20 protein-coding genes, 1 tRNA gene and 3 pseudogenes are annotated in these 19,158 nt (G+C 59.4%); 13 read left to right on the top strand and 11 right to left on the bottom strand.

The window, feature by feature from the left end; translation table 11 throughout:
• Nucleotides 1-192: 192 nt before the first annotated feature.
• Nucleotides 193-269, top strand: a tRNA-Asp gene (locus NKJ80_RS19905).
• Between the two features lie 45 nt (nt 270-314).
• On the opposite strand, the gene NKJ80_RS19900 is transcribed toward NKJ80_RS19905, so the two are convergent.
• From NKJ80_RS19900 to NKJ80_RS19890, 3 genes and pseudogenes are all read right to left on the bottom strand, one after another.
• Entirely contained in the window at nt 315-1,502 is a 1,188-nt protein-coding gene (locus tag NKJ80_RS19900) for a site-specific integrase (protein WP_050587499.1), read from the bottom strand.
• A complete protein-coding gene (locus NKJ80_RS19895; RefSeq protein WP_023690232.1) occupies nt 1,495-1,785 on the bottom strand; it encodes a hypothetical protein in 291 nt (96 codons plus the stop codon). Before NKJ80_RS19895 ends, NKJ80_RS19900 begins: the two co-directional genes overlap by 8 nt.
• 261 nt (nt 1,786-2,046) lie before the next feature.
• A pseudogene (locus tag NKJ80_RS19890) lies at nt 2,047-2,259 on the bottom strand (nucleotidyl cyclase domain-containing protein); the annotation flags it as partial.
• A 617-nt stretch (nt 2,260-2,876) separates the two neighbouring features.
• On the opposite strand from NKJ80_RS19890, the pseudogene NKJ80_RS19885 reads away from it, so the two are divergent.
• A pseudogene (locus NKJ80_RS19885) lies at nt 2,877-3,074 on the top strand (DoxX family protein); the annotation flags it as partial.
• Nucleotides 3,075-3,422: 348 nt separating this feature from the next.
• Here NKJ80_RS19885 and NKJ80_RS19880 read toward each other — a convergent pair.
• Nucleotides 3,423-3,740 carry a hypothetical protein gene (locus NKJ80_RS19880; RefSeq protein WP_352498170.1) on the bottom strand — a complete coding sequence of 106 codons (318 nt, stop codon included), beginning with the start codon at nt 3,738-3,740 and terminating at the stop codon, nt 3,423-3,425.
• A 1,102-nt stretch (nt 3,741-4,842) separates the two neighbouring features.
• On the opposite strand from NKJ80_RS19880, the gene NKJ80_RS19875 reads away from it, so the two are divergent.
• Entirely contained in the window at nt 4,843-5,142 is a 300-nt protein-coding gene (locus tag NKJ80_RS19875; RefSeq protein ID WP_023669226.1) for a DUF1236 domain-containing protein, read from the top strand.
• A gap of 323 nt (nt 5,143-5,465) precedes the next feature.
• The gene (locus tag NKJ80_RS19870) at nt 5,466-5,759 is read left to right on the top strand and encodes a helix-turn-helix domain-containing protein (protein WP_081731668.1); all 294 of its coding nucleotides are present in this window, start codon (nt 5,466-5,468) and stop codon (nt 5,757-5,759) included.
• Between the two features lie 1,018 nt (nt 5,760-6,777).
• On the opposite strand, the gene NKJ80_RS19865 is transcribed toward NKJ80_RS19870, so the two are convergent.
• The 6 genes from NKJ80_RS19865 to NKJ80_RS19840 all read right to left on the bottom strand — a co-directional run bounded on the left by NKJ80_RS19865 (nt 6,778) and on the right by NKJ80_RS19840 (nt 11,398).
• Entirely contained in the window at nt 6,778-7,023 is a 246-nt protein-coding gene (locus tag NKJ80_RS19865; RefSeq protein WP_023723634.1) for a hypothetical protein, read from the bottom strand.
• Nucleotides 7,024-7,121: 98 nt separating this feature from the next.
• Entirely contained in the window at nt 7,122-7,310 is a 189-nt protein-coding gene (locus NKJ80_RS19860) for a hypothetical protein (protein WP_023699951.1), read from the bottom strand.
• A 134-nt stretch (nt 7,311-7,444) separates the two neighbouring features.
• Nucleotides 7,445-8,158, bottom strand: coding sequence for a HoxN/HupN/NixA family nickel/cobalt transporter (locus tag NKJ80_RS19855; protein ID WP_023690239.1), 714 nt, complete (start codon nt 8,156-8,158; stop codon nt 7,445-7,447).
• 39 nt (nt 8,159-8,197) lie between these two features.
• Nucleotides 8,198-9,229: a cation diffusion facilitator family transporter gene (locus NKJ80_RS19850; protein WP_023694080.1), complete on the bottom strand. Its 1,032-nt coding sequence runs from the start codon at nt 9,227-9,229 to the stop codon at nt 8,198-8,200.
• The gene (locus NKJ80_RS19845; protein ID WP_023684828.1) at nt 9,226-9,486 is read right to left on the bottom strand and encodes a metal-sensing transcriptional repressor; all 261 of its coding nucleotides are present in this window, start codon (nt 9,484-9,486) and stop codon (nt 9,226-9,228) included. The genes NKJ80_RS19850 and NKJ80_RS19845 overlap by 4 nt, the downstream gene beginning before the upstream one ends.
• A gap of 973 nt (nt 9,487-10,459) precedes the next feature.
• Nucleotides 10,460-11,398, bottom strand: a complete 939-nt coding sequence (locus NKJ80_RS19840; protein ID WP_352498169.1) for a LysR family transcriptional regulator — start codon at nt 11,396-11,398, stop codon at nt 10,460-10,462.
• Nucleotides 11,399-11,667: 269 nt separating this feature from the next.
• On the opposite strand from NKJ80_RS19840, the gene NKJ80_RS19835 reads away from it, so the two are divergent.
• From NKJ80_RS19835 to NKJ80_RS19820, 4 genes are all read left to right on the top strand, one after another.
• Nucleotides 11,668-12,327, top strand: a complete 660-nt coding sequence (locus tag NKJ80_RS19835; RefSeq protein WP_023683618.1) for an ABC transporter permease — start codon at nt 11,668-11,670, stop codon at nt 12,325-12,327.
• A gap of 12 nt (nt 12,328-12,339) precedes the next feature.
• Complete coding sequence (locus NKJ80_RS19830) at nt 12,340-13,092, top strand: ABC transporter permease (protein ID WP_023690242.1); 753 nt, start codon at nt 12,340-12,342, stop codon at nt 13,090-13,092.
• Between the two features lie 50 nt (nt 13,093-13,142).
• Nucleotides 13,143-13,991, top strand: coding sequence for a transporter substrate-binding domain-containing protein (locus NKJ80_RS19825; RefSeq protein WP_023690243.1), 849 nt, complete (start codon nt 13,143-13,145; stop codon nt 13,989-13,991).
• 73 nt (nt 13,992-14,064) lie between these two features.
• Nucleotides 14,065-15,318, top strand: a complete 1,254-nt coding sequence (locus NKJ80_RS19820) for a CapA family protein (protein ID WP_023690244.1) — start codon at nt 14,065-14,067, stop codon at nt 15,316-15,318.
• Nucleotides 15,319-15,332: 14 nt separating this feature from the next.
• Here NKJ80_RS19820 and NKJ80_RS19815 read toward each other — a convergent pair whose 3' ends face one another.
• Entirely contained in the window at nt 15,333-15,845 is a 513-nt protein-coding gene (locus NKJ80_RS19815; protein WP_081740608.1) for a helix-turn-helix domain-containing protein, read from the bottom strand.
• A 130-nt stretch (nt 15,846-15,975) separates the two neighbouring features.
• Between NKJ80_RS19815 and NKJ80_RS19810 the strand changes: the two genes are divergently transcribed.
• From NKJ80_RS19810 to NKJ80_RS19790, 5 genes and pseudogenes are all read left to right on the top strand, one after another.
• Nucleotides 15,976-16,248 carry a helix-turn-helix domain-containing protein gene (locus NKJ80_RS19810; protein WP_348524314.1) on the top strand — a complete coding sequence of 91 codons (273 nt, stop codon included), beginning with the start codon at nt 15,976-15,978 and terminating at the stop codon, nt 16,246-16,248.
• A gap of 275 nt (nt 16,249-16,523) precedes the next feature.
• The gene (locus NKJ80_RS19805; RefSeq protein WP_023804518.1) at nt 16,524-16,769 is read left to right on the top strand and encodes a hypothetical protein; all 246 of its coding nucleotides are present in this window, start codon (nt 16,524-16,526) and stop codon (nt 16,767-16,769) included.
• A 262-nt stretch (nt 16,770-17,031) separates the two neighbouring features.
• A pseudogene (locus NKJ80_RS19800) lies at nt 17,032-17,205 on the top strand (IS110 family transposase); the annotation flags it as partial.
• Nucleotides 17,206-17,348: 143 nt separating this feature from the next.
• Complete coding sequence (locus NKJ80_RS19795; RefSeq protein ID WP_156936044.1) at nt 17,349-18,146, top strand: alpha/beta fold hydrolase; 798 nt, start codon at nt 17,349-17,351, stop codon at nt 18,144-18,146.
• Between the two features lie 462 nt (nt 18,147-18,608).
• Nucleotides 18,609-19,158: IS256 family transposase (locus NKJ80_RS19790; RefSeq protein WP_352498168.1), on the top strand; the 550-nt coding region annotated here is incomplete at its 3' end.

Here is a 19,158-nt window from a genome sequence, read left to right as displayed (position 1 = left end):
CAACCGGCTTCGCAAGGCCAAATGAGCAGCTGCTAGCTTAGCCGCACAGTGGTTTTCGCGGGCAAAGTGCCGCCCGTCAAAAAACCTTCTCCTGTTTGCGTTTATGCTGTCCAGCTGCGCTTGACACCCGGTGGCGAACCCCTTATCCACCGCCCCAACGACGAACACGGCTGACACGTGCTCGTCCAATGCGCGGGTGTAGCTCAGTTGGTTAGAGTGCCGGCCTGTCACGCCGGAGGTCGCGGGTTCGAGCCCCGTCACTCGCGCCATTAATTTCAAGGGGTTAGCTACCGCCCCTTGAAAAGTTTCAACTCTCATTCTCCGGAGAGTTTCAACTTTCTGTATTCGTTCCGTTCCAGGCCAAGCAGCGTTCTGCCCTTGCGGCGGCTGGCGTCAGCTGAGCGGACGGCGGCCAGATTGACCGGCATATAGGTCTTCTGCAGCGCCTTGTTCCCGTCGATCGAATTGCCCATCTTGGCCGAGATTGCCTCGACCGACGCGCCTCCGGCATTTGCCTCGACCGCGCCGGAACGCCGCATGTCCATCAGCCGCCGCTTCTCTGATGTCCCGAACACCAGCGTGCGCAGATCGGCAAAGTCGTCGACCAGAGAATCCTTGGTGTAAGGCACGCCGGCGCGCGGCCGGCCGCCCTTCGGGCCCGGCGCGAAACCGCGCGAGCGAAAGATCGGCGCATCGTCAAGCAGGGTGACGCCTAGTGATTCGACATAGGCCAGCACCAGGCGCTGCGTGCGTGACGACAGCGTGCCGAAAGCCGCCTCGCCACTCTTGCTGCGTGCAATCAGAAAACCCCATTCCTGTGCTGTCTGCATTGCCTGCGCCGGTGTGAGCGTGCGCACGTCGACGGGTGAGAAGCTCGTGTCCCACGCAACGGCGATGACGCAGGCCAGTCCGCGGTAGCCGGCGCGCCAGGCGCCCTTGACCATGCGCACCGCCTCGCCTGCCGTCCAGGTCTGGTGGCGCGGTGGTGGCGTCTGGCGGCGGATCGCCTGCGATGGGTCGGAGCCGGGCGGGCATAGCTTCATGCCGGCCATGACATTATAGAGCGAACGCCACGTCTTTACGGCACGGTAGGCGATGTCGACACCTTTGACCCGGAGCAGACGGCCATACCAGTCGTCGAGCAGCTCGAGGGTGATGTCGGCTGGCGGCAGGTCGGCGAAGTACGGCTCGATGAAGGTCCAGCCGCGTTCCCAATCCTCGCGGGTGCGCGGTGGCTTGCGCTTCCATGCATCCATGCGGCGATAGCGTGCAAAGGCGTCTCCGATGGAATCCTTTGGCCATACATGCAGGCGCGACGGCTCCCTGCCCTTGCGGAGTTCCTGCCAGCGGTCTTCCCACTCCCTGGCTATCGTCCAAGCCTCAGGCCCGTCGATTCCACAGGAAATGCATCTGAAGCCAGCTTCGACCATCTTCGGCGTCGGCAGCCAGTAGCCGTACCTGCCCTTACGGATGACGTAGTGCTTCAACTTGATCTTACCCAAGGGTCGCCAGCCTCGCTCTTGCAATGTCAATGCTAGACTGCCCGCCGGATCCCGATCCTGCAAGACCCGAGCGTCGATCGAGCCAGGAGTCGATCGCAACCATGTCGTAGTTGCCGGTGATTGGGCAGGCCTTGGGAAAGCCTTGATCCTGCAACGCGGGCAGCAATTCCATGAATTCCCGCAGCGTCAGGTGGAGATAACGCGCCGCCTTGACCGCCGGCACGAGCCGCGGCTGTACCGGGAAGCGGATAGATGACGGTTGTAATGTGTGGGTTTGGCTCATGGCACCAAAACTCTATCCACCGTCCATCGGGACAGCGGATGGGCGCTTGTCGTTGAGCGGGTGTGAATTTCGCCCGTGTCAGCACCTCCGCCGCACAGCATGCGATTTTCCTACTCCGTGATCTCGTTATTCCTGCATCGAGGGTGAATGAGGCTTAGAATAACGGCCTTTTTCCCCCATGCCTATTCGTCCAATCCTTAATTCGCAGAATCGGCGGCCACAGGGCGAGAATACTTGTAATCGGCGGCTTCAAAGCCGCTACGCCCGGGCAACCCGGATACCCTCGGCGATGTTGACGCCACTACCCATCAGGTCGCCATCGTGCTCCTGCACGACGTCACCCAGATGAATGCCAATCCGGAACTCAATGCGACGATCATCGGGCACCCCGGCATTGTGCTTAGCAATAGCGTTTTGACGCGCGCAGCGGACTGCTTCCACAACGCTGCTGAACTCGACGAGGCTCCCATCGCCGCGATAGACAGACGCGAGTGTTGCCTGCCGGTCGCCTGGACTGCCCCCCGCGCTCCCGCCCCACACAGGATGCCGGCAAGCAGACGCTGAGCCAGGCGCCTCCTCTCGGCTCGGGTGGAAATTGGCTACAGTGACAGGACACAAAGCCTGCTCCGCCACTTACTCGACGCTGCTGAGGAAGGCAGCTTTGCCGCTGTCGCACGAGACTGCGAAGTTGTTTCCCCCTTCGTCGCCCGACGCGTCGCTGCTCTCATAATATCCGAATTCTTGAAAGGCCCCGATATTCCCGAACTGGACGGCCGATGTTGCGGGCCAAAGAGCGTTAAAAAAACGAGGCGCCCGGACCAATCACATTGCCGAGACAGAAATTGCGCTGTCCGGGAATAAAACGCCGCTTGCCGTGGTCCTCCATGCATAAGCTGCTGATTGACCTTGAAGGAACACCACACTGCAAACCTACACATTGACGAGCACGACGGGGTCGGTCGGCGCATTCCAGGACCTCTGGAAGGCGAGAGGTCGGCCGCCTGCGGCCGGCTGACTCACCTGTCTACCGCAAGGTGCTGCCCCGGTCGGGATCAAGAAACCTCATGCGCTGCGGATGCGATATGGTCGTGAAATTGCTGCATTTCGAAAAGGATCTCGCCAAAGCGGGCGGCATGTTCGTCCTGGCCGTAGCCGGCGCCGGCGCGATATCTCTCGACAGGGTGCTGAACGGCCTCGTGAAGCGCCGGCAACAGGACAGAGAGACGGTTGCGGCGCTCATAGCGGCCGGTAGGCCTCTCTCGGTCGGCGAAATCAAGCTTCCATTCTAAACCGGCCAATACGCCGGGCATCATACAACCCGCCCGCCCAATCGGCACCCAGCACACTGCCTTGTGACGTCACCTCAGGGCATACCTTGATGTTATCAGCGATTACCCGTCGGCCAAGGCACCGGTTTTGAAATTCGCTTGATGGCGTCCCTGCCCTTGCCGTTCGACTCCGTCGAGTCCTTGTGTGTCAATTTGTTGCGACGAGAGCTAGTCCCTGTCGTGCTGGTCCGTCTCGTCTCATCCCGTGGCTCTGCAAAAACCGTAGCAGCATGTTCGCAACCTGTTCACCCATGTTGATTTCACGAGTTTCCGACTGTCGGCATATAAGAGGGAGAGGTCCGATGGATTTCATGTTGATGGTGAACATTGCCGGCGGCATCCTTCTGGCCATCGCAATCCTCTCGGTGTGTCTCGTCGGATGGCTGTTTTACCGTTCGGGATCGACAATTGAGAGGCGAAAGCTGTGACAATGAAAAGTCCGCCACCGTGAGCCAGACCAGAAAACTCATATTTTAGCACCTGCGAAACAAAGCTCGCTATTCCGCGTTGAGGCTCGTCGAACAACGGAGCTTCACGAATGGATCCGGCAACTGCAGCTGTGATGATTTTGCTTTCTTGCAGTCCCGCCCAGGGAGTCTGCAAGCCACTCGATACATCACCGTCCATGTTCGGATCCCTTGAGACATGCCAGTTAGCGTTAGCCGTGAGGCTCGAGGGCGCTCCCAACGGGGAGATCGTGGGGCGATGCAGTTCGATTGATCCCTCCGCTACAGGTTCCCTTCCAGCCGGGTATAGCACGATTGTCGTCACGCGGGGCACAGGGGCGGGTGCGGTGAGCAGTCGCTACATCGTGCCACACAAAAACTGAAGCCAGCCACCGTGAGGCAGCACCGGCCCGTTCTCAGCACGTCAGCCGGAACGGGCCATGAGCAGAAGCAGCCGACTAGCTAAAATCGCAAGACGACCGAAGGACCACGTCGGCGATAGCACCGGACCCGACGGCGCCCGTGTCGCCAGTAACTACGGCAGACTCTTCTCCAGCCGCGCCGGCGGCGGCGGCGCCGGTGGTAGTAATCTGGGTCGTAGTCTGGGTCGTAATCTTGGTCGTAGTAGCGCCGATGGTTGACCGGCTCCACTTCCGCGTGAGTACCTTCGTTGTCGAAGGCGTCTGGCGCGTCGAGTTCTTCGAGAATGCCGCTTTTTGCCGCTGGAACACCGGCCAATGCGTTGATAGGCCGGACCGCGCTTGCAAAGGCTGCTGCCCCTGCAACGCCAAATATCGCTGTCAAAAAGGATCGCCGATCCATAGTAAACCTCCCAAGTTACATGAGCTGAACGAAGCGCCCCGCCTGCTGAAGGAGCAGGCCCAGCGCACGGTAAAATAGAGGATTTGCCAGCCGCTCAAGCAACTCGCGAATCCTATCAGCGCAGGAAGGGACCTGGCTGCGCCGATCCAAGACATGTCAGCTAAGGACGACCGCCATTACCAGAAAGGTAACGGCTGTTGCAAAAATCGGTGCGAGCAACCATCGCGCCTGGCCAACACTTTGATCCATTTGTTCTCTCCCGTTGTGGAGAAACAACAAGCTGAAGCCCTAATCCGTTCCGCCTAGTCCAAAGGTAAGACCATTGCGTTGTACGGTCGGACTTTAGACCAATCGGATTAGACAAAGGTGCGTAGGCGGGAACGTTTACCCCGGTTCAAAGTTGGTTGCCGGGCAGTGCGGGACGATGGTCGTCGTGTGCCGGTCCTTGCAGGAGAGAAGATATGAAGATGCACTTTGTGAACACCGCCGCAGCCATGTTGCTCTTGGCGGGGATCGGCTCCGCCGCCGCTGACGACATTATCATCCAGCCGGAACAGGACACGGTCATCCGTGAGTATGTTAAGAAGCAGCCCTTGGCTTCGGTGAACCTTCCCGGCGTGGAATTGAACGTCGGGACAGCTCTGCCGGAAACTGTGGAGATCCACGAGGTCCCGAACGTCAAATACCGTTACGTGGTGGTCGACAACCGCACGGTCCTGGTCGATCCGGGTACCCGCAAGATCGTGAAAGTTTACGACTGAGATTTCGAACGAACCCACGCTCGCCACCCTTGGGTGGCGAGTGTGTGCATTCAAACGATACTCAGCCGGACAAATCGAATTGCCACTCAGCTGGACAATGAACATGACGAACCCTGAACTCGAGAGGACGCAAGCCCTGGTTGCCCGCTTGGCTGATCTCCAAGCAAGAATGCAGGCAGCACGTCTTGTTGGTGCCGAGGTAACAACCGTCCGAAAGGTTGCAGCCACAATCGATGACGGCTTGCGACAGGCCGGCCTCACACCGTTAGAAATCGCAGAAGGTCAAGGGGAACAGTTTAGCGATACTAAATGTTCGACTGGCTATGGACAGCCGAACCGTACTCTCAGCAGATCAAGTCAGAGCAGCACGAGCCCTACTGAACTGGCCGCGTGTGCGACTTGCCGCCAAGGCCAATCTTAGCGAGATGGTGATCAGCGCTTTTGAGAACGGATACAGGAAACCGCGTCCCCACAACATCGCCGCCATCCGCAAAGCGTTTGAGGATGCCGGAATCGTTTTCACCGTCCAAGGCACTCCATCGCTAGCCCGCTCAGAAGGTGATAGCGGCCTAGCCGCCGATAATAGACGGTGGCGGGGCCGGGAGAAAAAAGGATAGCGGGGAAAAGCCCGTGTACCCACTGCACCCGATCTCTAAAGCGGCCGCTAACAAGGGCGGTTGTTCACTGACTTTGTGCTGGCGCTCACCTTTCTAAGGTGCCGCTCGAATATGGCCAGCTTCTCTTCGTAGCCGATCCGCACTCTGGACCTGCAACTATCGCATTTGAAACCGGCAATCGTTTTCAGCCAGGATCCCCTTCTCACCATACGGCGTGAACAGGAGGGGCATTGGAATTCTAAAGGTACGTCGCGCAGTTCATCCAGTGGAATGGGACAGGACCGGCAAAGCCTCGCGACCGAACTTCTCGAGATTAGACGGATCCGTTGGCCTTCCGCAGAGGCCATGGCATAAGATTCGAGCTCGATCAGCTGTCTTCCTTGCCCTTCTCTATAACGCGGACCAGCCGTTCTCAGCAGGCTTCGGCCACTCCACACTGTCTGAGTTTGTGTTCTGAACTGTGCCGCCCATCGCAGTTCCTTCCACCTCCAACAGGCTAATTACGGATTATAAGACCTGGGGAATCGATCTTTCAAGGTGGAATCCGCATTAGCGCTGGATGTTGCATCGCGGCGCGGAGGGGTTTTATTAGCTCCCCCTCATCTTGACGCTGGCGCCGGCTGCTCCAAAGTCTTGGGCATGGCTCGGGGAACTATCAAAGTTGGCAACGAGGTCGCAGTCACGGCGATTGTGCGCGGCCGCGTGACGCCCGATCGCATAAGCGTGACGATCCCCTCCTACGACTTCCCGCATTCTGTTGTCGATTCGACTTCGAAGGCTGTAATTGGCCAGCATATGGAATTGATCGGCCCTGTCACACGCATCGACGGGGACAAGGTAACCGTCAGCCTCCGGCCATTGGTGACTGTCGACGCCGAGCACGTGCGCCTGGTCGAAAGCCACGTGGCGCTTCCGCGAGCGCGAAAAAGGCCGCTCGTTGACAAAGTTTAACTTGCCTGCCCACCCAAGGAACGGCCAGTGAAACTTTACCCATCACATCGGCTCTGGTCGCCTCCCGCTAGCTGCCGGCGCGTTGCGATATCGGCGCAGTAGACGGGTTGGCATTTTCCGAACTTTCCGCCATGTCGTCGCGATGACGTTGGCGAAGGCGCTTCAGCAGATCGCGTGAGGCTTGTATCGCCCTGCGCGATTGATCCATGTTCTGGCGAAACGTGGCGCGTTCCTCCATGGACTTCTGCCACTTCAGCAAGGTGGCCGTAGTCGCAGTAGCGGCTTGAGCGATTTCTATGGGCGTTGCAACCATCGCATCCTCCCAAAAAGGCAATGGTAAACGCAATCTCTATAGGCCCAACGAAGCCCTTTCTTCAATCAAAAACGACCATACAGCATACGGCAAAATGGCTATTCGGCGGGCCGCTCGACGGCGGCTTCGTCGACCTCGGCTTCCATCTCGTCTTTGACGGTCTTGGTCTTACCAAAACCAGCCATCGCCACACCGTCAAAGCCCTGCAGCCACGCATCGGCATGTTCCTGCCAGTAAGCTGGCGCCTCACGCTCCTTGCCATCCTTGCGCGCTTGGGCGCCGTACATCCAGGCGTAGGTGGCGCGCTATTTCTTAGGCACGGCCATTTCCATCATCCTCCCAGAATTCCAGCAGCCTTGCGTGCCGCAGCTTCTCATCGCCTTTTCCTAAGAAAGGAGAGGGTCTGTGGACAGCTGTGGCTCTATCCGGCTGTAAGTTGCCAGACCGCTACGCTGGCGAGGGCAAGGCCCGCTGCGCCTTCGATTGCTCGCGATATGGTATCGAACAGCCGTGGCCTGCTGTCGAAAAAATGCACCAGGTGCTCCCGAAACAAGATCGACAGTACCGCCACGCTGGACAGCGTTAGGGCCACGCCCACCATCATGGTGATTGCGAACAGAATTCCAGCTCCCGGCACCCCTCTGGAAATCGCGAAGGTCATGACAAAAAGGGTCAGCGGGCACGGAATCAAACCGGCCATGACTCCAACGGCCTCGCCCTCATGCTTGTGATGGTGGCCGTGGCTCACCGAACGCCAAAGCATCCAGACGCCGATCAGCCCGAGCAGACCGCGACTCACACCCTCAAGCAGTGGTGCGCGTCCAACGCTGCCCAATGCAATCGAGACGAGCGGCAGGGAGAATACGGCGATCAGCACCGCTGTCGCCACGTGAGTGAAGGACAGCGTAATCGACACCAGGAGGCCGCGCGAAACCTTCGCATCCGAACCTGCAAGGTAAGTCGCCAAGACAGCCTTACTGTGGCCGGGCGTCAGAGCATGTGCCGCACCGAACAGGAGGCCCATCGGCAGAAAGGCAAGGAACGCAAGCCAATCACCGCCAACTGACAGCAGCTTTATCTGATCTGCGAGCGCCAGGTATATGGAGCGCTGAAATTCGACAAGCGCCTGGAACATCAGCCGAGACCGGCAAAAGCGAGTGGTTTCCGGCAGTTGTCAGTGCTGGTGGCCGTGATGTTCGCCCTGATCATGAGAGTGCGGATGCTCGTGCTCACCTTGGTCGGTCGAAAACCGGATGTTGGCAGCTGCGAGCGCCGGCATGTGTTCGAACAGTTCGTTCTCCAGCGCCGCCGTGATCTTGTTTGCCTCTGAGAGAGGCAAGGTTCCGTCGGCTGCAATAGCGATGTCGGCATGCAACTTGTGGCCAATCCAGCGGGCCTTGGCGTCGACAACGCGAGCACCCTGCACATGCGCAGCGGCATGCTGAATTTCGGCCATCACGCCCGGCTCGACGCCGTCGAGCATGCGGGTGAGCACTGAGCGCGCCGATTGCCAGACGATACCGAATATAGCGACCGTGATGAGAAGCCCGATGATCGGATCGGCCAGTGGAAATCCGAGCCAGACGCCCATGGCGCCGATGACCACTGCAAGGCTGGTAAGCCCGTCGGTGCGGGCATGGTAGCCGTCGGCGACGAGCGCCGCACTGTTGATTTCCCTGCCGATACGGATGCGAAACACCGCGACGGCCTCATTCCCGAGGAAGCCGACAATGCCCGCCGCGGTCAGCCAACCGAGATGAGTCACTGCCTGCGGACTGACCAGGCGCTCGATAGCCTGGTACCCGGCGACGATGGCGCTGAACAGAATGATCAGCACGATAATGATACCGGCCAGATCCTCTACCCTGCCAAGGCCGTAGCTGAAGGTCCGTGACGGCTTGCGTCGTGCCAGCATGAATGCGATCCAGAGCGGAATGGCGGTTGTGGCGTCGCCTATGTTGTGGATCGTATCGGCCAACAGCGCCACGCTGCGTGACACCAACACCACGGCCATCTGCAATGCCGCCGTCATGGCCAAGATGACGAACGACCATTTGATGGCCCAGATGCCGCGGTCAGTGGTTGCAATCGTTGCGTCGATGACCCCGTGCGTATGGCCGTGCGAGCCATCGTCATGAGCATGCGCGTCATGATCATGTGACCCGAAGCCGAACCAATCCAAGACGCGTGCGCCGATACTGGTCATAGGTATTTCGCCAGTTGCTTGAGCTCTGCCAGCGAGTTGCCTCCCGCTTCCGTGTCGATCAGACAATGTTCGATATGATCGTGGATCAGTTCTCGCTTTGCGCTGCTGATGGCGCTCTCCACTGCATGGAGTTGCTGCGCCAGGTCCAGGCAGGATCGCTGCGCCTCGAACATGCCAAGCACGGATGCAAGATGCCCCTGTGCGCGCTTTAAGCGCTTCACGATAGCCGGATGAGAACTATGGATGCCTTCGGACATGCCCACCGGTATCCCCCCGGGGAGGATGCGTCAAGTATGATGTGAGCGCAGATCGGCTCTTGATCAGCCACCCCGCAGAGCGTGTATCCATGGCGCTGAATGGTTCCGGAAATTGGAATCTAGGCTTGAAAGGGCTGGCCCCTGTGCAATACAGGAACCAGCCATTAAACCTACCAACTCAATGAACCGTCCAACTTTATGGGGTCAGTTCACGACCGGGCCTTTCTTTGCGTGGTGAAACTGAAGAAGCCCGTCGGTCGGATCAGCGGGCTTTGTGATGGATGGCCCGCGCCTGCTTCCGAGGCTGCGCGGGCCGACCATGACGAGTGAGGGACGCATCTTGGTCACCGGCCGGACCGCTGAAGAACGAGCCGGGTGTGACCGAACTGCCTTGGAGCGGGAATGTTCCCGGCTGACGCAAAAAGCCCGCCAGCATGAGCCGGCGGGCAATCGATCTGGAGTAGCTGGACTCATCCAGCATAGTTCAACGACGGCGGAAGGTTCGGTAGCAACCCGCGCTCGTCGCTCCCCAAGGATCCAGGGAGCGGCGAGTTGTTGCCCAGCGAGCGCGACACAGAAACTTCGCCGCGCCATGAAAGGACGGCGTGGAGCGCGCAAGCTCTGCAACAAGCTGCCGGCGCTCTGGGAGGTCTGTCCGCTTTTCGGATTGCCAGTGCCAGTCCAGACGAGCACCCTGCCTGGTGAGAGTAATCCCGCAATTGCCTGCGCTTAAGGCGGCGTAGGGCCGCCCATTGGGCGAGACTGGACTTCTAGACTGGAAGCCACCAATTCCTGCACCGCTTCGGGAACGGCCAACGGCACCATCTGCGCCGGATAGGGGCCGTCGATCCAGCCGTTCGCGGAGCGCTCGCTATCAGTTTGGCCGTTCAGGCTAGCCATTCGCGCCACTTCGCAGAAAGCCTCCCGGTTGGGCCTTATGCGGCACGTCCCAACCGAAATAAACCATGGCCGGCTAGGACGACGTCTGGAGAAACTGTTGCTCTCCCGTCGGCGTCTTCGAAAACGCTGTGATTATCGCCTCGAGCGATACATTCAAGGCGTTGGAAAAGGTCCTGCCCCTCTGCCAAATCGCCACGTAGTGATAGAGCGCGGACGGTTCCACTGGCCTTACTCCCAACTGAAACGCCGCGTACTCACGTGCGATGATCTCGTTTGTGATCGAAATGCCCAGGCCAGCCGAAACGTATCCGGCTTCGTGACCGTTGCAATCGAATTCCACCAGTATGTCCGGCTCAACGCCGGCGAAGCGCAAGGCATTGAAGTTCATCTGGTGGGCGGCAAACTGGGGATCGATATCGACGATCGTTTCGCCTGCCAGGTCTTGCGCCTCGATGCAGGTCTGTTTTGAAAAGCGGTGGTCGGGATGAAAAATGCATACGTTTCGTGCCGACCCAAGCGGCGCCCATTCAAACAAGCCTGGATCCAGAGGCAGTCTCGAAATTCCAAGATCGGCGCGGCCGGCCAGGATGTGTTCGCCGATCTGCTCGTAGCTTCCAGAAATCGACCGGACATTCGAAGCGGTCTGTGAGCGGATAATCGCCACGACCTTGGGCAAGGTCACGAAACCGAAAACAGAGGGCGCGGCAATCGCAATCCGCTGCTTTTCCTCGTTCTTCATAGCGAAGATCGACGCGTCCAGGCGATCCAGCGACGTCAGGGCCAGTTCTACGTTTCGCAGGAGTTCCCAGGCTTCCTGCAAGGGGACGATGCGGTTGGCTGATCTCTTGAAGAGTGTGATGCCGAGCGTGGTCTCAAGCTGCTTCACATGTTGACTGACGGCCGGCTGGCTTATCCCGAGCGCAACCGCCGCCCGCCTAGTCGAACCGGCCCGCAACACTTCCCGGAAGACCTTCAGCTGACGGAGCTTGAGGTCGCTCTGCAACAACTCCATTCCCTGCGCGCCTTTCCCTGATAACCACCCGGCGGCAGACAACGCCAACCTGGGGAGCAACGAACTGCCTCAGTATATAACGACGCGTTATAGATAAAATAATAAAAGTTATAGATTGAGTGTGTAATTTCAAGCGTTAGAATTGGCCAGTATCTCAAATTAACTGCACATTAGAAATATAACAACTCGCAACCTTGGGTTATATGGCTTGGTCTCGGCAATAAAGACCGGCGTATCCTGCGGCAATTGCGAGCCGAGGAAAGCGCCCCATGGGTGGTTTTACTACTCAGTTTGTTGTCGCACTTACCGTGACCATAAGCCTGGCTCTTGTCAGCGGCTGCCTGGGTACGGCATTCGGGCTGTTTTTGGCGATTTCGAAGGGCACGGCAAAGCCGCGCCTCAACGCGGTCGTGGCCGCCTACACCACAGTCGTCCGTGGTGTACCAGAACTTCTCGTTATCCTGCTCATCTACTTCGGCGGAACCACGCTCGCCAGCAAGATCGCCGGCCGGTATGTCGAGGTGAACGCATTCACCGCAGGGGTTATCGCGCTCTCGGTCATTTTCAGCGGTTATGCGACCGAAGTGTTTCGCGGCGCGATTGCGGCAGTGCCAGCGGGCCAAACCGAAGCGGCAAAGTCGCTTGGGCTGAACGCCTGGCAGCGCTGGATGTTCGTCATCGGTCCGCAGATGCTGCGGCTGGCGCTGCCTGCCTATGGCAATCTCTGGATTTCGCTCTTCAAGGATACCGCACTGGTCTCGATCGTCGGCCTGACCGACATCATGCGCGTTGCGTATGTGGGGGCCGGATCCTTGCGCGCACCATTGACTTTCTACCTTGCGGCCTCCGCTCTCTATCTCTCGCTGACCACCGTCACGTTGCTGTCGATCCGGCTGACTGAGCGGCGCTATCCGGCTCTCGGCCGGTAGGAGGGAAGGCCCATGAACCTCGGCTTGATATTTGACGCAGTGGTTGTCTTGCCTTCGGGCGTTGGTCTCACTTTGACCCTGACGGTCTTGTCGCTGACGGCCGGATTTCTTCTTTCCGTGCCGCTGGCCTTCATCCGCGCGTTCGGACGTCCCGGCTTCTCGCTCGCGGTGCTCGCATACACCTATGTGATCCGCGGAACGCCGATGCTGGTTCAGCTCTTTCTGCTCTACTACGGCCTCGCTCAGATCGAGGCGGTGCGAACAAGCATCTTCTGGGTGATCCTGCGCGACCCCTTCTGGTGTGCCCTTCTGACATTTTCGCTGAACAGCGCGGCACACACCACCGAGATCCTGTGCCGTGGTCTCCAGTCCGTGCCTAAGGGTGTCACCGAGGCGGCCACTTCTCTCGGCTTGAAACGCTTCCAGATCGCTCGCCTGGTCACCTTCCCGATCGCTTTCAGGATATCGCTCCCGGCCTACGGCAACGAGATCGTCGGGATGATCAAGGGCTCGTCGCTCGCGAGCACCGTGACGCTGCTTGAGATCACCGGCATGGCGAGACAGATGGTGTCGACCACGTTCGCGCCGTACGAAATCTTCATCGTCGCCGGAGCGATCTACCTATCGCTCACCTCGATCGCGGTGAAAGCGATCCAGTTGCTGGAGCGATGGCTGTCGACCGACGGCCATCCGGTTCGCCGACGAAAGGCGCGATTGCGCCCCGCCCTACCTGACCCAGAGATCACGACGCCCCCCCTGCCCTGACGCCCAGGTTCTGGGCTCCCCTTTCCATCCAACCAACGAAGAGGTGCATCATGCGCATACCCCTGGCTATTGCTGTTTCTATCGTATCCCTGATGTCGGCAGTCCCGGCGAGCGCGCAAAGCGAGCGCGTCATATCGATTGCCGCTGAAGGCGCCTCGCCGCCCTGGGACGGCACCGACGCGAACGGTCAACTTTACGGTTACGATATCGATGTTGGACAGGAGCTGTGTCGTCGCATCGAGATCAAATGTACCTTTGTCCCGCAGGATTGGGACGGGATCATCCCGGCACTGCTTGTCGGCAAGTTCGACGTGATCATGTCTGGCATGGCGATCACGGAAAAACGCAAGCAGTCGATCGCGTTCTCGATCCCCTACGCCACCGGCTTCAACCAGTTCGTGGTGCGCAAGGACCTGGGTCTCGTCGCCGGCGACACCAAGGAAAAGGTCAACCTTTCGACCATCGGCGACAAGGAAAAGGCGACCATCGAACGCCTCAGATCGACACTCGCCGGCAGGGCGATCGGGGCCCTGCGCTCGTCGAATTCGGAAGCAGTCGTGAAGGAAATGCTGGGCGATGTCGTGACCATTCGAAGTTATGACAGCCAGGACAACATGAAGCTCGATCTTGCCGCGGGTCGCATCGACGGCGGCCTCGCCGACTATTTCACCTGGCGCGATTTTCTGGAGACGCCTTCCGGTTCGGATGTGGTGTTTTTCGGCCCTGAACTTAATGGCGGGCTCTGGGGGCCGGGCGTCGGCGCCGGCTTGCGCAAGGACGATACGGAGTTGCTCGCCAAGTTCAACGCCGCCATCGACGCGGCCACGAAGGATGGAACGATCAAGGCGCTGAGCCTGAAATGGTTCAAAAGCGATATCTCGCCAGCCATCTCGCAATAGAGGCAACCGACTTCGACATTGACGAGGTGCCGGCCGGAACGCCAGCGCCCTCCCCTCCTTCAAGGCGAGCTCCATGAAAGACCAGTTCTGCGCGGTCGTTACCGGCCAATCCCTGATCAAGCACGACATCCGTGACCTCAAAGACGAACGCTTCATCGCGGTTACGGATTTCCTGCGCCAAGGCGACGTCGTCTTTACCAACTTCGAGTCGACGATCCTGGGCAAGCACGGCGGGTGGCCGACCAAGGGCAAATACTTCGGATATTCCAGGGCTGAAGTGCTCGACGCATTGCAGGCCATCGGTTTCAACGCGCTTGCTCTGGCAAACAACCACGCCTTCGATCTCGGCGCCGGCGGTATCCTCTCGACCCTGGAGGAAGTGGAAGCACGCGGTTTCCTGCATGCCGGCATCGGAGCCGACGAGACTGACGCCAGGAAACCGGGTCGCCGCCGGCTGGGCGCGCGCGAGGTCGCGCTTCTTGCGATGGATGCAGGCCCCGGCCCGACCAACATGTATGCCGAAGACCGAACGGCCTTCCGGCCGGCTCGGCCCGGCGTCAATCGCCTGAACACCGTTCGCAAGATAGGGGTGCCTGACGGACATTTCCGGCGACTGGCAAGGCTGGGCGCTCATTTGCAAAGCTCCCCGTTTGAATTGGCCAACTATGCGCAACCGGAGGACCCGATGGAGGTGGCGGCCGGCAAGGAGATCAATTTCTACGGCACCGTGTTCACGCAAGCCGCCGATTTCGGCCGGCTGATCGAAGTCGATCAGTGGAGCGCGAGTGTCCATTTGTCCGCCATCCGGCACGCGGCGGCACAAGGCTATTTCGTCATTGCCTATCTGCACCACCATCATTGGGAACCAGGTTGGCAGGACGTGCCCCGCTGGGTGCAGACCTTTGCGCGGATGTGCATCGACGCCGGCGCGAACCTGCTCGTCAGCCACGGCGCTCCGGTGCTGCAGGCCGTGGAAATCTACAATGGCTCCCCGATCTTTTACGGCCTCGGAAACTTCCTATTCCACGTCCACCCCGACGAAACCGAATGGAACCCACCGGAAGTCTGGCAAAGCATCGTCGCCGCGTGCCGCTATGATGCGGGCGGAAACCTCGCAGGCATAGATCTCTTGCCCGTCGCGATCGGTTCGGACCCTCAGTCTCTCGGATCGGCAACAGGCAGACTGGTGCCCGTCGCCGTGACGGGAAGCGCGGCGAGAGAGGTCCTCGAGGGATTCGCGACCCGCTCGCGGGCGTTCGGGGTCGAAATCGAAGTGTCCTCGGCTTGCGGCCGCATCGCCGTGCCCGCTGCACGAAAATTCGGCTGACAAGCCGCCTGCCCTCAGGGCGTCTTTAATTCAGCCGGCGCGGATTCGCCGGCTGTCTCGCTATCCGCCTTTGTGTCCATCACGGCCAGTTCTTCTCCTAACGCTGTGATTAGGGACGAGACGCGACCGCGCACACGCGGCGGAAGTTTGACAAGCCCCTCGATCAGGCGCCGGCCCTCCGCGCTGGCAATGAAATCCAGGCGCTCATCGACCGGGAGGGGCCGCGCCTCGACGCGGGTCTCATCGTTTCCCGGCAGGCCTTCGAAGAAGCGGCTGACAGGAACGCCGAGCGAGCTGGCGATCTCGTAGAGCATCGAAGCGCTCACGCGATTCCGCGCGTTCTCATATTTCTGGAGCTGCTGGAAGCTGATGCCTATCGATCGGGCAAGCTGGGCTTGCGATACGTCAGACTGGACGCGAACGGTCGCAATCTGCCTGCCGACATGCTGATCGGCGAGATGAGGGTCTCTGTCGATATTTGGCTTCGGCCCCGTCCGAAGGAGGACGGAGCGTTGCTGTTTCAACAAGGCCTTTCGATCCTCCACTAGTCAGCCGAACAGAGAGTCTGTCGCTACGCGCCGGGCTCTTCGCACCGATGTGATCTGCAGGTCGAATCGCCACTAAAAATACCTTATAGGGTTCAAAATTACCCTATTGGTGGCAAAGAAAAATCTGCCTGCCGATTGTGGACTTATGGTCAGTCCACGACAGATTCGAGCCGCACGGGCTTTGCTTGGTTGGTCGCAGCAGGAGCTTGCCGACAAGTCAATTGTGTCTTTGAATGCGTTGGTCCGGTTGGAAAACGGCACGGTAGATTCCCGGATCAGCACTTTGCAGGCCATTGAGGCGGCTCTGATAAAAGCAGGTGTCGAATTCTTGTCCGCTGGTCAAAAGGGTGAAGGTGTTCGGCTCTTAGATCCTCAGGTTTGAATGTCCCGTTGGCGGAAGGACAGGTCTCGTAGCTGCAACCGCCACAACTACCCCCCGGCGGGTGACGAGAGGCAAAGTCGTGATATTGTCGGAATCAGCCATGATCCGAGTTTCCTGAAGCTTGGTTGTGGTCAGGCTGGGATGCCCCCCGACGCACGTCCCTCAGCCGAGTCCAAATGTGAGCCCCTGCTCCTATGAAACTTTGGAAGCAGAAAAACTATGTGAGCGATTTCATATCACATGAGCCATAAGTGATCAACTTGAAATTAGATGATATGAAAGAAATTATGGGCGCCCAGATCAGAGGAGCGCGAGGATTAATACGTTGGAGTGCCGAAGATTTGGCCGATGCGGCGAGCGTGGGAGTAGCCACAGTTAGGCGCGCAGAAGCTGCGGATGGCGTCCCTCCAATCACAATAGCAAATCGGAATGCGATCCGTGGTGCCCTGGAAAGGGCGGGCATCGAGTTCATTTCGGAAAACGGCGGTGGCGCTGGCGTGCGCTTGGCGAAACGGCAATAGCGAACAAGGCGCAGCTTCGAGCGATCGTCTAAATCTCATCGCCGACGTCCGCTTGCTTTTTGCACTAGGTGCGGCCATCCGCACAGGTGACATTGAACGACTGAAAAGGGGCCGGAGAACGAACATGACGTAATCGCGGGAGCGGTGGCCACCTTCGATGTGGCGGCGATGTTCGAACCTCTAGCCGGCTGGCTGTCCCCCGATAGGATGAAGAACGGGCTCACGATCGACACCGGGCCCAGGCATCGAACGGAGGACAGCCATGGAACAGTATATCGGTCTCGACGTATCCATGAAAGAGACGGCAATATCGATCCGGCAGGGCGGCAAGAGGATTTGGCGGGGCAAGTGCGCGTCCGACCCGCAACTGCTCGCGGCGGTGATCCGCAAGCGCGCACCGTATGCCCGGCGGATCGTGTTCGAGACGGGGCCGCTGATGGGGCAATCCTCATTGGCACGTCCAAGGCGCGCCTGTCAGGCCCAATCCAAAAGTATAGGCTATACCAACGTGCAATGGCACTTCGTTCTTTGAACGGGCATCTGTCTGGGCATCATAAGCAAATGAAAAGGAGAGAGGTCATGATAAGGATTGCCATCTCAAAGCTTGGCATTCGGCGAGCAGGCATCGGGATGTTTGCAGCAGCCACGCTCCTGGCTGCCGCCGGCGGTTCGACACCGGGGCTGGCGCAGACTGCCCCGACAACAGTCGTTCTTGTCCATGGCGCATTCGCCGACGGCTCGTCTTGGGACAAAGTCATTCCACTGCTTCAGGCAAAGGGCCTGAACGTTGTCGCGGTTCAAAATCCGCTGACCTCGCTTGCCGACGACGTGGCCGCCACGCAGCGCGCCATCGCGCAGCAAAAAGGCCCTGTCATTCTGGTCGGCCATTCCTGGGCAGGGACCGTTATTACCCAGGCCGGCAATGACGACCACGTCAAGGCGTTGGTCTATGTCGCCGCTTTCTCTCCTGGCGATGGGCAGTCGACGTCCGATCTCAACAAAAATTACCCGACCCCGCCCGGATTGGCGCACCCGCAGGTTGATGCCGGGGGCTTTCTGACGCTGTCGCACGACGATATCGCCAAATACTTCGCTCCGGATGTTCCGAAGGCGGAGTCCAATCTGATCGCGGTCACACAAGGCCCAGTGCGCGGTGGGAACTTCGACGAGAAGGTGACGACGGCGGCTTGGAAGTCGAAACCGAGCTGGGCAGTGGTCACCAAGAATGACCAGATGATCGATCCCAAGCTGCTTGCAGACAGCGCGAAGACCATGAACGCCCATGTCAAAACCATTGCGTCCAGCCATGTCCCGATGCTGTCGCACCCAAAAGAAGTAGCCGCGGTCATTCTGGAAGCGGTCGAAGCCGCCAAATGACATCTGGCAGCGGGGGCAGGTAGGGCGCTTCCTCCCGGCCAACAGGAACCTGCCGAGGCGTCAGGCAGATCGTCGCGATCATAGCGCGACCTGGCATTGCAGAACTGAAAGCGCATCGGGCGCCTCGACACCCGCTGCGCTGACGTCACGTCGCGAAACCGAATTCTAAAGGCCAGACATCTGCGCGCGGGGTGTGGCCCGGCTCCAGCGCCGACACCCGCACATTGCGTTTCGCAATCAGGCGTCGAACCAATCCAAAAGTATGACCGATACCTGGTGCAATAGCTGGTGACCGGCGCGCCGAAGCGCCGATCGCCCGCAACTGAAATGTGCGAGGCATTCGTCATGAACCCGGACAAGACTCGGTAGTGTGCTGAGAGTTCTGCAAATTCGCTGAGAGAGGGCGGTCATGGCAGGCTGGTGATGTTCAACGTCACCTGATTCCCGCGAAGGAACGCCACCATGACCAAGACTGAAGTTAAGACCGCCAGCGCTGCCGTCAAAGACATTTTGCTTTCGAACCCGGATGGATTGCACGAAGTGCTCCGTGCGGTGATGCAGGAGGTGCTTGAGGCCGAGATGGACGAGGCGCTGGGTGCCTCGAAGAGCGAGCGCACGCCCGAACGGCTTGGCTATCGCTCGGGCTATTACGGCCGTACCCTTGTGACGCGGGTCGGCAAGCTCGAGCTGCGGGTTCCGCAGGACCGGGCCGGGCGCTTCTCCACCGAGCTGTTCGAGCGCTACCAGCGTTCCGAGCGGGCCTTGGTGGCGACACTGGCGGAGATGTATGTGCAGGGCGTGTCGACCCGCAAGGTGAAGGCGATCACGGAAGAACTGTGCGGCCATGCCTTCTCGGCCTCGTCGATCTCGGCCATCAACAAGCGGCTGGACGAGAGCCTCGCTGCCTTTGCCAGGCGCCCCCTTCAAGAGCCGTTTCCTTACCTCATCCTCGATGCGCGCTACGAGAAGGTGCGTGAAGCCGGTGTTGTCATGAGCCAGGCGGTGCTGATCG

This window comes from Mesorhizobium sp. M0030 (genome assembly GCF_040323695.1).
In the GTDB taxonomy this organism is placed as follows: Bacteria; Pseudomonadota; Alphaproteobacteria; order Rhizobiales; family Rhizobiaceae; genus Mesorhizobium.
Note: the sequence above shows the minus strand (reverse complement) of the source record. Positions and strands in the feature narration are given on the sequence as shown.

Excerpts from the sequence above, each read along its gene's own strand:
- NKJ80_RS19895 (WP_023690232.1), bottom strand. The coding sequence starts at position 1,785 with ATGAGCCAAACCCACACATTACAACCGTCATCTATCCGCTTCCCGGTA.
- NKJ80_RS19805 (WP_023804518.1), top strand. The coding sequence starts at position 16,524 with ATGAAAGAAATTATGGGCGCCCAGATCAGAGGAGCGCGAGGATTAATA.
- NKJ80_RS19865 (WP_023723634.1), bottom strand. The coding sequence starts at position 7,023 with ATGGTTGCAACGCCCATAGAAATCGCTCAAGCCGCTACTGCGACTACG.
- NKJ80_RS19845 (WP_023684828.1), bottom strand. The coding sequence starts at position 9,486 with ATGTCCGAAGGCATCCATAGTTCTCATCCGGCTATCGTGAAGCGCTTA.
- NKJ80_RS19835 (WP_023683618.1), top strand. The coding sequence starts at position 11,668 with ATGGGTGGTTTTACTACTCAGTTTGTTGTCGCACTTACCGTGACCATA.
- NKJ80_RS19850 (WP_023694080.1), bottom strand. The coding sequence starts at position 9,229 with ATGACCAGTATCGGCGCACGCGTCTTGGATTGGTTCGGCTTCGGGTCA.
- NKJ80_RS19825 (WP_023690243.1), top strand. The coding sequence starts at position 13,143 with ATGCGCATACCCCTGGCTATTGCTGTTTCTATCGTATCCCTGATGTCG.
- NKJ80_RS19830 (WP_023690242.1), top strand. The coding sequence starts at position 12,340 with ATGAACCTCGGCTTGATATTTGACGCAGTGGTTGTCTTGCCTTCGGGC.
- NKJ80_RS19855 (WP_023690239.1), bottom strand. The coding sequence starts at position 8,158 with ATGTTCCAGGCGCTTGTCGAATTTCAGCGCTCCATATACCTGGCGCTC.
- NKJ80_RS19820 (WP_023690244.1), top strand. The coding sequence starts at position 14,065 with ATGAAAGACCAGTTCTGCGCGGTCGTTACCGGCCAATCCCTGATCAAG.
- NKJ80_RS19840 (WP_352498169.1), bottom strand. The coding sequence starts at position 11,398 with ATGGAGTTGTTGCAGAGCGACCTCAAGCTCCGTCAGCTGAAGGTCTTC.
- NKJ80_RS19880 (WP_352498170.1), bottom strand. The coding sequence starts at position 3,740 with ATGGACGGTGATGTATCGAGTGGCTTGCAGACTCCCTGGGCGGGACTG.
- NKJ80_RS19795 (WP_156936044.1), top strand. The coding sequence starts at position 17,349 with ATGATAAGGATTGCCATCTCAAAGCTTGGCATTCGGCGAGCAGGCATC.
- NKJ80_RS19860 (WP_023699951.1), bottom strand. The coding sequence starts at position 7,310 with ATGTACGGCGCCCAAGCGCGCAAGGATGGCAAGGAGCGTGAGGCGCCA.
- NKJ80_RS19870 (WP_081731668.1), top strand. The coding sequence starts at position 5,466 with ATGGACAGCCGAACCGTACTCTCAGCAGATCAAGTCAGAGCAGCACGA.
- NKJ80_RS19875 (WP_023669226.1), top strand. The coding sequence starts at position 4,843 with ATGAAGATGCACTTTGTGAACACCGCCGCAGCCATGTTGCTCTTGGCG.